The 12,570-nt window shown below is 43.8% G+C and carries 10 protein-coding genes; 3 read left to right on the top strand and 7 right to left on the bottom strand.

The window, feature by feature from the left end; genetic code table 11:
• Positions 1-82: 82 nt before the first annotated feature.
• Both sspA and HJG39_RS05105 read left to right on the top strand, forming a co-directional pair.
• Complete coding sequence (sspA, locus tag HJG39_RS05110) at positions 83-715, top strand: stringent starvation protein SspA (protein ID WP_268407468.1); 633 nt, start codon at positions 83-85, stop codon at positions 713-715.
• A gap of 8 nt (positions 716-723) precedes the next feature.
• Positions 724-1,203 (top strand): ClpXP protease specificity-enhancing factor, encoded by a 480-nt coding sequence (locus tag HJG39_RS05105; protein WP_268407467.1) that lies wholly within the window; start codon positions 724-726, stop codon positions 1,201-1,203.
• Between the two features lie 82 nt (positions 1,204-1,285).
• Here HJG39_RS05105 and HJG39_RS05100 read toward each other — a convergent pair whose 3' ends face one another.
• Genes HJG39_RS05100 through HJG39_RS05085 form a run of 4 tightly spaced genes read right to left on the bottom strand, consistent with a single transcriptional unit; the run spans position 1,286 to position 4,771 of the window.
• Positions 1,286-1,873: a BON domain-containing protein gene (locus HJG39_RS05100; protein ID WP_268407465.1), complete on the bottom strand. Its 588-nt coding sequence runs from the start codon at positions 1,871-1,873 to the stop codon at positions 1,286-1,288.
• Between the two features lie 2 nt (positions 1,874-1,875).
• Positions 1,876-2,463 (bottom strand): phosphoheptose isomerase, encoded by a 588-nt coding sequence (locus HJG39_RS05095; protein WP_268407463.1) that lies wholly within the window; start codon positions 2,461-2,463, stop codon positions 1,876-1,878.
• Positions 2,464-2,523: 60 nt separating this feature from the next.
• Positions 2,524-2,901 carry a YraN family protein gene (locus HJG39_RS05090; protein ID WP_268407461.1) on the bottom strand — a complete coding sequence of 126 codons (378 nt, stop codon included), beginning with the start codon at positions 2,899-2,901 and terminating at the stop codon, positions 2,524-2,526.
• The gene (locus tag HJG39_RS05085; protein WP_268407460.1) at positions 2,873-4,771 is read right to left on the bottom strand and encodes a penicillin-binding protein activator; all 1,899 of its coding nucleotides are present in this window, start codon (positions 4,769-4,771) and stop codon (positions 2,873-2,875) included. The genes HJG39_RS05090 and HJG39_RS05085 overlap by 29 nt, the downstream gene beginning before the upstream one ends.
• Positions 4,772-4,866: 95 nt before the next feature.
• On the opposite strand from HJG39_RS05085, the gene rsmI reads away from it, so the two are divergent.
• Positions 4,867-5,700: a 16S rRNA (cytidine(1402)-2'-O)-methyltransferase gene (gene rsmI, locus HJG39_RS05080; RefSeq protein ID WP_268407458.1), complete on the top strand. Its 834-nt coding sequence runs from the start codon at positions 4,867-4,869 to the stop codon at positions 5,698-5,700.
• Here the strand turns inward: rsmI and HJG39_RS05075 are convergent.
• From HJG39_RS05075 to HJG39_RS05065, 3 genes are all read right to left on the bottom strand, one after another.
• Complete coding sequence (locus tag HJG39_RS05075; protein WP_268407455.1) at positions 5,693-7,183, bottom strand: hypothetical protein; 1,491 nt, start codon at positions 7,181-7,183, stop codon at positions 5,693-5,695. The two genes, rsmI and HJG39_RS05075, sit on opposite strands and share 8 nt — an antisense overlap.
• A 463-nt stretch (positions 7,184-7,646) precedes the next feature.
• Positions 7,647-9,164: a tryptophan halogenase family protein gene (locus HJG39_RS05070; protein WP_268407453.1), complete on the bottom strand. Its 1,518-nt coding sequence runs from the start codon at positions 9,162-9,164 to the stop codon at positions 7,647-7,649.
• Positions 9,165-9,268: 104 nt separating this feature from the next.
• Positions 9,269-12,406 (bottom strand): TonB-dependent receptor, encoded by a 3,138-nt coding sequence (locus HJG39_RS05065; protein WP_268407451.1) that lies wholly within the window; start codon positions 12,404-12,406, stop codon positions 9,269-9,271.
• Positions 12,407-12,570: the final 164 nt, after the last annotated feature.

Below are 12,570 nucleotides of genomic sequence, written 5' to 3'. Positions count from 1 at the left end.
CATTGAAAGAATTAAAAATTGACGGCATACGATGCGTATTTCCGTTAATAATTAGCTATCGAATATTATCGGAGGAGTGTTAATGGCTGTAGCCACAAATAAGCGATCAATCATGACTTTGTTTTCAGGAACACTGGATATTGACAGTCATCAAGTGCGTATTGTTCTCGCTGAAAAAGGTGTTGGAGTTGAAATCAACTATGTTGATGTGAACAACCTTCCTGAAGATTTGTTTGAAGTTAACCCTTATGGCACCATTCCTACGTTGGTTGACAGAGAGTTAGTGCTTTATCAATCTAACATCATTATGGAATATTTGGATGAGCGCTTCCCGCATCCTCCTCTTATGCCTGTTTATCCCGTAGCGCGTGGTACAAGCCGCTTGATGATGCACCGTATTGAGAGTGATTGGTACTCTCTCGCTCATCAAGTGTTATCTGGCGAAGGTGATGTTGTTGCTGCACGTAATGACCTACGTGAGCAAATTTTGGCATTAGCGCCAGTGTTTAATGAGCAGCCATTCTTCATGAGTGAAGAGTTTAGCTTGGTCGATTGCTACTTAGCACCGTTATTATGGCGCTTACCTGCTCTCGGTATTGAGCTTACAGGAAACGGTAGTCGTGAGATTAAGAATTATATGACGCGTGTATTTGAGCGTGATTCATTCAAAGCCTCTTTGACTGATCAAGAGCGCGAAATTCACAATCCGTTGTAAGGTTATCCATGACGTCAAATCAACCTTATCTTATTAGAGCTTATTATGAATGGATCATTGATAATGAGCTAACACCGCATTTAGCCGTTGACGCGACGGTTGATGGGGTTGAGGTACCAATGGAGCACGTTAAGGACGGGCAAATTGTGCTTAATGTAGCGCCATCTGCTTGTGCTGATATGCAAATGAGTAATGAGTGGATTATGTTTAATGCCCGGTTTGGTGGCGTTTCACGTAAGCTCATTGTTCCGGTGGACGCTGTTATAGCGATTTTTGCACGTGAGAATGGTGTAGGTACTGTTTTCATGCAAGAAGAGCAAGATATGCAGCAAGAGGATGCTGAGCTGGAAGATACGCCGGTTAGTCAACCAGAACCCACTTTGCAAGGTGTGCCAAGCAACAATGTTGAAGACGATAAGGAAAACACTTCGGCATCAGCTTCTAAGCCTCCGGCCAAGGGGAAGCCTACCTTAAAAGTCGTCAAGTAAGCGCTGTTTTTTGCTTCAAGCAAAGACAAACAAAAAAGCCGCCTAACAATGTTATGGCGGCTTTTTTAATACTTCACAGCGGCTATTGAATTTCGAACATATTAACAACCCGCGTTACACCATCAAGATTACGTGTAATTTCAATGGCGCGATCGGCATTGTTTTGAGTGACTAATCCCATTAAGAAAACTTCTGAGTCCTCTACGGTGACATCCATTTTTAAAAAGTCGACGTGTTTATCCGCAATTAAATTTGCTCTCACCTTGCTGGCGAGCCAAATATCGTAAGCACGAGTTGAGGGAGCGGTTGGTTTACCCACTCTTATTTGGTTATAAACGGTTCTGATGTTTTCAAATGAAAGCGCAATATTTTCAGCCTCGATACGAAGTGACGCAGTGGGCGTTTGACCGGTTAATAAAATTGCGCCATTAAACGATTTTACGCTGATATTTGAATCATGCTTAATTGCTGCAACTTTATTAAGTGCTCCGGTGATTTTGTTAGCGACCGTTGTGTCATCAATTTGAGTACCCACTGTACGCTCATCTTCTCCAACGGTAACGGCACTAACGCCCACCCCACCTACAACAAGCGCCGCACATCCTGACATGCCTAATGAGCCAATGATCAATAAACTGCTAACAGTTAGCTTGGATAGGCGAGCCTTCATAATTAGCCATCCTCTGGGAATAGTGTGTTATCAATGAATTCACATAAACAGTGAATTGCTAATAGGTGTACTTCTTGAATGCGGGCAGTGCGATTAGATGGAACGCGGATCTCAACGTCCTCGGCACTTAGTAAACCCGCCATTTCACCACCGTCTTTACCTGTTAGGGCAACAATACGCATATCACGACTCACCGCAGCTTCCATCGCTTTGGTCACGTTGTGAGAGTTTCCGCTGGTCGAGATTGCAAGTAAAATATCCCCCGGTTGACCAAGTGCTTTTACTTGCTTAGAGAACACTTCTTCGTAGCTATAATCATTAGCAATCGACGTTACTGTTGAAGAGTCAGTTGTTAGCGCCATTGCTGGTAGGCTAGGGCGCTCTCTTTCATAACGGTTGAGTAACTCTGATGAAAAGTGCTGAGCATCGCCTGCCGAACCACCGTTTCCACAGCTTAAAATTTTGTTGCCGTTCATGAGTGCTTCAACCATTAATTGGCCGCCGCGGGTGATGGTTTCTGGTAAGATTTCGCTGGCTGCGATTTTGGTTTGAATACTCTCGGTAAAATTCGCTTTGATTTGTTCTATCATAGTTTTGTCTTTTTTGTGTTGAATCGATGCAGGTTGCTATGTGCACAACGCCGCAAGCACTTAAATCGCCTGTATCCATTGATAATGTTCGCCGTCTATGGCGACAAAATCCAGACGATAAGGAGTCATCTGTGAATTAACTCCTACTTTTAGTAAATAATGGTAAATTGCCTTTTCCACTTTGAGTCGTTTTTGCGGCGTGAAATAATCAATGGCTGCACCAAAGTGTTTTTGACTTCGGAATTTGACTTCAACAAACACAAATTGCTCGCCATCGGTCATGATTAAATCAATCTCCCCGGTTTTGCAGCGATAATTTTGTTCGACAAACTGCAATCCTTGGGTGAGCAAAAACTCTTTTGCCCTTTGCTCTGCTTGCATCCCTACAGCATGGGATACTCGACTTTTACTATTTCGTGTATTTGACCACTTTTTCATCCTTGATTTGCCCCCAAAGTAACTCTCTTCTGAGTTGGTTGTTTTCGTCCATGTAAACTTTTCCAGTTAACCCTTGGTATTGGTACTGATTTAAATATTTCAATGCCTTCAGGTGTCTAATTACATTATAGGCATCGAATCCCATTGCAAATAGTCTCTGGTCTCCATCACGTCGTTCTGGCCATAATAGTTGGCTCGTTTCTTTCAGTGGAAGAGAGGAATCAGTGGGTAACATCCAAGGAATATCTAGGAAAATAAGATTCCGTAAATCCCTGAAACTATTTAAATTTTTGTTGGTGCTATGACTCCGAGAAGAGGCATAAATCGGCAAAATAGGAGAGAAAGGGCTAGTATTAGCCTCGATAAAAGGTGTGATGAGCTCAGTTTGGGTGGCATTTGCGAACACAATAATCGCATCAGCATCTCTACGATTACGTTCAAAACTATGCACTTCTTTTAATACCAATGCCTCAACTTCTTTGATTCGTTGTTTACTATTCGATATTTCCAGCATATTGCTAATGCCGTTTCTCATAGACTTTGTATCGGTAAACGGCACTTCTTCGATAGAAGCCTGAGGATTCCCAGAAAGATGTTTCCATTGCTGAATAAATGCATCGGCCATCCTTTGAGTGGAAGAATTACTGGCTTTTATAATGAGTGGTTTGCGGTATTGCTGCTGAAACAAGTGATTTGCCATTTGAATGCCTTCATCTTCGGGTGAAAGAGCAAAGTAATAGCGGGACAGCAGGGTAGCCTCTTCTTCTGCGCTAACAGGCTCATCAAGGAAGTTTAGAGCGAGCCAAGGGCTTTGAATATAAGGCTGGAATTTGTTGATATTTTCCTTTAACAAAGGACCTAGAACGAAGTCCAAGCCAGACAACTGCGCTGAAATAGTGTCTGGTTGCGTTTGACTATCGATAAAGATAATTTCTGCCAGTGGGTTACTGTTGTTTGTTAAGTGATTGTGTTCTTGTTGCGCAAAGTACGCTGCTAGAATGCCTTCTTTAATCGTTTCTCCCTGTGCGGCTAGCCGTCCAGACAAGGGAAGAATAACGCCTAAGCGCTTAGGTGCATAAGGAGAGGCGCTTAAGAGTCTTTGCAGCGAAAGTGGCGGGGTTTGGGTGAATGTATGCCATGAGTGAGCACGCTTCCACTCTTCCCATGCGAAGTTCAGGCGTTCAGGCTGAGTCGCATATTGTCGTTGAATTAACTGTAATTTTAATTGTGGTGCAAGTAGCGAAGCGTGTTCTAGGCTGGTTTTTACTTCATCTGTGCTTAGTGCATTAAGCATTGCCCATATATCTTCTTCATTAACGTTTGTCTGTTGTGCCAAGTTATATGCAGCTTTCAACCACTGTTGTTTGTGAGCGAGGATGTTAGCTTTTAAGCCGAAAACCCGTTCAGAAAAAGCAGGTGTCGGCGTGAGTGTATTGGCAAGTTTTTCTGCACGTTCAACGTTTCCTTGCTGCCATAAGCACTCTGCTGTGATCAGGTTAGATTGGTTTCTATGCAGAGGCTCTTGAATGTGGGGCGCTAAGTGCTCAAGAATGATAACGCTTTTACGGCAATCTTCCTTCGATACCAATTGGGCGGCTTGCAGCAATAAGTTGACTTGCTCTCTTGATTCGGCAGTCTTCGCTTGTTCGATGTAATCACGATATGAATCAGGCTCTGCTCTAGAGGCTACTGTTTGTTGAGGCTCTGGTGTTTGAGTGCCTTGGCGCTTTGGCGGTGCAGCACAAGAGGCGATCACCATAGCAAACAATGAATACACTAACCCACGTTTTAAACGAGAGAAGAGAGTATTGACGCCTTGTTTTTGGGGAGCATGTACTCTAGTTGAGCCATTGGATGGTGAAAAAATCATAAATCCTATTATGTTATTGCGCGTTCGCTGCTATTTGAGCCGCTTTAGTTTAGAATGCCTGCCCGCATAACACAACAAAGAAGACAGGCGTGACAATGGGTAACTTATATATCGTTGCGACACCAATTGGGAACCTAGAGGATATTACTTTCCGTGCCGTGAACATTTTGAAACAGGTCGACCTCATTGCCGCTGAGGATACTCGTCACAGCCAAAAACTGTTGCAACATTATGCCATTAATACCCCAATGTTTGCGTTGCATGACCATAACGAAAAACTAAAAAGTGCAGTATTAATTGAAAAACTAAGATCGGGGCAGGATATTGCGTTAATTTCCGATGCAGGAACCCCGTTAATTAGCGACCCCGGTTATCACTTGGTGAGTCAGTGTCGTGAAGCTGGTGTGCATGTTGTGCCTATTCCCGGAGCAAGCGCTGTTATTACGGCAATGAGTGCAGCAGGGTTAGCAACGGATGCTTTTTGCTTTAAAGGTTTTTTGCCTGTTAAAGCGGTTGCTAAAGCGCAAGTCATTACTGCCTTAAAAGATACTGTCGCAACCAGTATTTTTTACGAAGCACCGAGGCGGATAGAAGATACGCTGAAAGTCTTCCAGCAAATTCTTCCCGAACGTGACTTGGTGCTTGCAAAAGAACTAACCAAACATTACGAGAACTTTGTGTCGGGCACGGCAGAGCATATCCTAGCTTGGTTGGCACAAGACCCAGCTCATACAAAAGGGGAGTTTGTGTTGATGGTCTCTGGTGCACCGAAAAACCAAGAAACGATTCCTTCTGAGGCCATCGCTTTATTGCATGAACTGGCTAATTTGCTTCCTTTGAAGCAAGCGGCGGCGGTGGTTGCTAAGCACTATGACTTAAAGAAAAACGCGTTATATCAAATCGGTCTAGACCAAAAGTCTTCTACTTAATGCGAATGGTCTCACTTGCTTTGTTCCACACATTTTGGAAACGAGCGTAGGAGAAATATTCAGTTGGAAACCAGCATTTAGGAATTAAGTCTAGGTGCTTCCTTTGCTCGTAGTTCGACCATAGTAGCCTAAGAATTTCCTCTAATCTTTCTTCGCTGACGCGTTCTAATTTCTTTTTTGCACCATTAAAGTAGAGATTGTTATCTTTACCGATAATCACATTAACGCCAAAAGCATTAAATGCGAGATTCCTTGTAGCGATGCGGCACACAGGTTCTTCAATATCCTCAGGATAAAGACCCACCACAATACCATATTCATAACGATCAAGATCTTGTCTGTCAGAATCTTGGGGAATAAAGGTTACTCCGTAGCCTTGTGGGAATACGCCCGTCATCTTTATCAAAGAATCTGAAACTGCTTTGCTGTAAGCGCCTACTTCTGCGCCTTTTTCCATTACCAGCTTAACCCGAGGCAAGGTTTCATAGTTGTAATTATGTTTAGTTGATAGCACAACGGAACAATAAACTTGTGGCACTTTTAGTAGATTACCAATGCCTGACTCAGGATTGATTGCGCTTTTCAGCAGAATTCGAGTGAATTTGAGTTTTTCTTGCTCTTCCTGATAAAACGCTTTTCTTTCTTCTTTTGAATTGCCGCGGTATGAAGCGACGCCAACACCAAAGGTTGCGTATCGCAAGGCTTGTTGATAACTAATCTTCAGTAACGAAGAGCGCTCTTCTTTATTCAGTGCTCTAAATTCATCCATATCTCCTTTTGGCCCCTTGAGAATTAATTGTGCTTCGGGGTGATAGTGACCCACATCCTGAAACAAGGCGGCAATGATAAGCGGAATTTGAATATCTGTTCTAAAAGGAGAATATTCGGGTTTGGTTTTATCTTTACTTTTTTCCCAAACCTGATGTTCCTGATATTTCTGTAATACGTAGCTATTCGTAATAAGTTTTTGCTTTAATAAATCATCGAGCAATTTAATGCAGAGTACCACTTTGTATAAGTGTTTTGCTCGTTGGTTAAAGGCGGGAACAGAATTGCCTTCAATAGGCGCAATAAGCTGAATTGTGCCTAAAATTTTAGCGGCATTATGCGTTGTTTCGTTTTCACCTGTTTGGCCCAAGAGATCTAGAATTTCATTGCAGATCTTGATGACGTTATTGTATCTATCGACACGTTTAGCTTCTTGTTCCCGCTTTAATCCTTTTAATAGTGATTCGGCCTTTTCTTTCTTATGATTAATTTTAGCGGCTTGTTTGGCATCGGTTGCGGCTTCTAATTCTTTTTCGACTTCGGCGATTTGCCCTTCTGCAAATTGAAATTGTTTTTCAGTTTCGATGAGCTCTTTAAAGTAAATTGTTGCCTGTTCGTATAAAGAATCTTTTACATGAGTATGGTCATGAATTCTTTTAACCAAAGACGTAACCGCTTTCGTGAAAATAGAATCATCAATTTTACCGTGAAGCATTTATTAGACCTTTCTCATAAATTCGTTTGAATCACTATTCGCCTGACAGTCATTGTATTTACAATCACAACATCAAGGTTTTACATATGAATATTCAGGTGATAGACAAGCTGGCATTTCGTCACAGTGAGGTGATCGTTTTTAGCTTATCTAGATATTATTTCATCGTTATCACTCTAGTCTTTATAGGTGAAAATGAGAGTGAATTCTAATCCCGAACCTTAAAGATTAAGTAAAATGACGTGGCTTAATGAGTGCGTATTATTTTTATCTAGGGCCTACCAATACTGGGCTAGAGCTACCAATATAAGTAAAAAGGTAAAAAATTGCACATCACGTATTCCCCACCATTTTACAGCCATTCATCGTTGTGTAAACCGCAAAAGCATTTTTAGGAACGATAAATTTAATGTGGGTAGGGTTCTTGTGAGTGAGGAAATGAGTTATTGTTTTTTGACCAATTTCAAGGGCTTTTACAATATTGATTGATAAAGTCTTGGTGTAGCGGAATTTTATCTACTTCTCCCCTTACATGTTGCTTTAAGCCGTTAAGGAATCGGCCAAGTTCATCGTCACCCATCGCTTCAACTATAGGATGATAGCGTTCGGGAATAATGTGCTGACCAATCATGACTTGTGTCCATGAGTCCGTTTGGAATAGCTCTTTTTCTTGCAGTGGTATGGTGCCAGTTTCCTTGAAGAGTTGAATGCGGTGGGACAATTCTGCGGGAATCTCCATATTTTTACAGTAGCGCCAGAAATCGCTGTCTTCACGTTTTGTGGCATGGTAGTGCAAAATAATAAAGTTACGGACGCGTTCAAATTCGACTTTTGTTTGCTGATTAAATTCGTCAACACAGGCTGCTGGCATATCTTTTAGTGGCAGCAGTTTAAGTAAACGTAAAATAGCAGACATTGCTAAATGTATAGAAGTGGATTCAAGTGGCTCTAAAAATCCGGCGGCTAAGCCAACGGCAATGCAGTTTTTGACCCACGCTTTTTGGCGTCGTCCAGTTGTATATTTAAAGGCTCTGGGTTCAGTGATTGCTTTGCCTTCAAGGTTATTCATAAGTGTGTGAAGCGCTTCGTCGTCGGAAACAAAACGGCTGCAATAGACCATGCCGTTACCGCTTCTATGTTGCAAAGGTATGCGCCATTGCCAACCAAAAGCATGGGCAATGGATTGAGTGTAAGGCCGCGGAGCACCAACATTTTCGGTTTGAATGGCAACGGCTGAATCGCAAGGTAAGTAATGACCATAAGGCTCTAATTGGGTGTTTAACGCACCTTGAATTAACCGTGCGCTAAACCCGCTACAGTCAATGAAAATATCGCCGCTGATATTACGACCGCCTTGCAATGTTAATGAATCAATCGCGCCGCTTTGAGGGTGTAAATGCACATCGGTAATGGTGCCTTCGATATGTTTTACGCCGTGCCGCTGGGAAAAGCGTTTTAAAAAGCCAGCGTAAAGGCCAGCATCTAAATGGAACGCATAATTAAAGCCAGATTGTTCGCCACCTGTTGCACGACCTTCTTGCGCGGCAATAAGCTCTCGACAATAGCTGCCGATTGGGTCGTGAGCGATGCCTTTTTGTAAGCCTGCCACCCAAAAATGTTGAAAGTCACACGCCCAGCATCCTTTTCCGTTAACACCAAAAGAGTGAATGTAACGATCACCTATGTCTCCCCAGTTGCTAAATTCAATACCAAGTTTAAATGTGGCTTGAATGTCTCGCATCATTTCGGCTTCGTTGATGCCTAACAAACGATGGAAGGTTCGAAGTGGTGGGATGGTGGCTTCGCCAACACCAATACGCCCGATGGATTCAGATTCAATCAGGCTAACATCGAAAGCTTTACCGAGTAGCTTGCCAAAAGCTGCGGCTGCTAGCCAGCCAGATGTGCCGCCACCCACGACGATGAGGTGTTGCTTAGTCGATTGAGGTGATGTTGCATGAGATGAGGCTTGATGAGTCATGCGTAAATCCTGCGGACGTTTGTATATTGGAAAAATAGCGTTAGGGTGCCAGAAAATGTCGAGGCATCATAGTGCTAATGATGCCTCGGTCTCTCGTCTTTCTTTTAGAACACGTAGCGTGTTGAAAGTGCGTAGCGTGCGCCCAGAATTTCTAAGCTTCTGAATTGGCGCTCGGTTCTACCAAAACGGCGTACATCTTCTTCGAAAATGTTAATGCCTTCTAAGGAAACCGACCATGCGTCCGAGATGTTATAAGCAATGGAGAAATCCACTTGTTCATAAGCATCTGTGAACTCTGGCTCGTTACCACCAACGTTAGCGCTATTAAGGAACTGGTCACGCCAGTTGTAAGTAATACGCGCTTGCAGCGGGCCTTTTTCGTAAATAAGCACGAAGTTAGCTGAGTCACTTAAACCGGTTAAGGCAAACTGTGCTGCGCCGCTGGTGTCTGCTACATCGTAGCCAACGGAGCCATTTACCAAGGTGACATTTGCTTGTACACCAAAGCCGGTTTCACCAAAGAAGTGCTGTGCAGCTATTTCCCAACCAGATATTTGCGCGTCGTTGGCGTTAACTTGGGTGGCGGCATTAAGTACCGCGAATGGGTCTTCTGGTAAAGCGACTAAGTCTACGCCGTTTTCCCAGCCATCTGCGCCTTCATAATCGGCTGAGTCGAAGTCCGCGCCACATAAATTAACAGGTGCGAGTGGGTTGGCGATACAGCCGCCTTGGCCGTTATCTAAAGAGGCTATCATGCGGAATAAATTCTGCTGATTAACAGCCAAACCTCTGGCGTTTAATTCATCAATGGCTGCTTGGGCGCGAGGGCCGTTAGAAGGATCGCGGGTTGTATCTGCGATAGTTTCCACTTCCTCTGTACCAATAAAGTTTGGCACGCGTTTATCGAAATACCCGACAGCAACGTAGCTATCCGCCTTGTAATACCATTCCAAAGAGAGGTCGATATTATCGGATTCAATGGGGCGTAGGCCAATGTTACCGTTCGTCGCAGTGCCGTTACTTGCGCCAAGGATTGTTGGGCCGCCAATCGGGCCTGAAATGTTACTAACACCGTGTTGCAAACTGGCGTAATCAGCTCGTGCAATGGTCTTACTCCACGCCATTCGAGCAACCAATTCATCGGTAATGTTTAAGGTTAAACTTAAACTAGGCAATACATGGTCGTATTCATCTTCACGCTCAATGATGGGCGCAGATGCGGCATCACCACCTTGCACAAGGAAGTCGTTATCACCTTGCCAAACAATGACAGGCTGCGCTACTTGAGCAACGGATTTTACCTCTGACTTTTCAAAGCGCACACCGGCCAGAATGTCGTAGGTCATGTTGCCTGTCTCACCGGAAAGCTGGAACTGTGTATAAGCGGCAGTAATTTTTTCTTCGATCAGGCGATTCACGTCATCCACTGGATTCGGTACCCAATCAAGGCCAATGTTGGAAGATAACAACGCGCCTAATGCATTGGAGTCACCAATGAAAGACACTGCGCCGAAAGTTTCTAATTGACCTTGCGCTTCGCCACCATAATTGGCGTTGAAGAAATCACGAGCACCATCGCTCATTTCTGAGCGGTAGCCGTCGAATAATGATCTGAAATTCAACACATCGACCATATCAGCGGGAATGTCGCCGGGGTTAGACGCGCCCCAGTTACCTTCAAGAGTTGTTTGGTCGAACGAACTGCGGTTAGTGTATTCCATGTCTCTGGACTCAATACCAAAGTCGATGGAAAGCTCATCGGTGATTCGATAATCAAAATCTAACCTTGCTTGAGTAATGTCGGATTCGGTTCTGTCGTAGAAAATTTGGCGTACAGTTGAGCTTAAATCACCAGTATCAATTTCACCGGCAACATCACCTACAACTGGCTCGCGCTCATCCCAAATGCCTACTAACAAAGGTAAATCACCGGAGTTGTCGATGCCTTGAACCGATACGCCCTGCGCACCAATCCCAACGTTCCAGAAGTTGCCCGGGCCATTTCCGCCCGGAGAAGCTTTTGCTGTACTGTCATGAACATCTAATTTGATGATTAAGTCTTCGCTGGCTTCCCATTTTAGGTTTAAGCCTACAGAGTCTAATTCGTTTTCAACATGACCACCTTGCACACCAAAGTTCACATCTCTGGATAGGTAATTCGGTGGGTTTTCTGTTAGCCAATATAATGGAGTGGCAACATCATTAGTGACATCAAACTCTACTGCGGATGTTGGAAATGCACCGCCACCAAACCAGAATGAGAGTTCGTTACGATTGGACTCAATTTCTTGGTTGGCATAGGTGTAATCCAATACCGCTTCGAAGGTGTCGCTTGGACGAAATTGAAAGGTGACTTGCGCATTTTGACGGCGACGCTCGAAATCAAAATGATTGTAGCGTAAGCCGGGCGTAAAGTTGGTTTGCGTGCCTTGTGCCGGCTCATTATCAATGACCAAATCGTCGGTATAACCGTTAGGAATAAAGTCTTTGCCTGTCCACGGGCCTGAGAAATCGTTCCAGCCATTGGTAAACGCACCAGAACGACCGCTGTCTCTATCTTGATGCGATGCAGTAATTGACACGCCCCAAGTATCGTTGGACCAGCTTGCTAAGCCAGATAATTCCGGTGTGACGTCATCACCAATGCGATTAGTGGTGTCGTGAACTGCCTTGGCTCCAACGGTATAGTGTAATCCTTTCTCTTGCATCGGTTTACGAGTTTGTAAATCAACTGTTGCACCAATACCCCCAGAGGTAATGTTCGCTTGGCCTGATTTGTAAACCGTTACCCCAGAAACGCCTTCCGATGCAATGTTACTCATATCGAAAGAGCGGCTAGTATTTAAGTCGCCAGCTTCGTTGAGCTGAGCGGCTGGCATGGTACGTCCATTTAGCGTCACCTGATTGAACTCAGGACCGAAACCACGCACGGTGATTTGGAAACCTTCGCCGTTTCTACGGTCGATAGACACGCCGGTGATGCGTTGAAGCGACTCAGCAAGGTTACTGTCCGGGAATTTGCCAATATCCTCCGCCGTAATCGCATCTACAACACCAATGGATTCGCGTTTTACATCCATTGAACGGATTAAACTGCTGCGGATCCCCTTAACTTGAATGACTTCAACACCTGTTTGTTCAGTGCTCGATGAATCTTGCGCCAGAACAGGCATACTCGTGGTACCTAAAATCACCGATAAACTTGCTGCAATCGGTGTTCTCATAAATTTTGTGTGCTTCACTGTCTTTCTCTCTATTAACTCTCTATGCATATTAAAAATATGTTTGTATAGAAAGCGCTTCCTGTTAATGCTGAAGAAAGCGGAGAAAGCGCTTTCTCAAAGGTAATTTAGATTACACCTAAACGTCAACATTAATTTTACATTTGTTTCATCAATGTAAATTA

Source organism: Alteromonas sp. a30, assembly GCF_026788005.1.
Lineage (GTDB): Bacteria > Pseudomonadota > Gammaproteobacteria > Enterobacterales > Alteromonadaceae > Paraneptunicella.
This window is presented reverse-complemented; position numbering and strand designations above follow the sequence as displayed.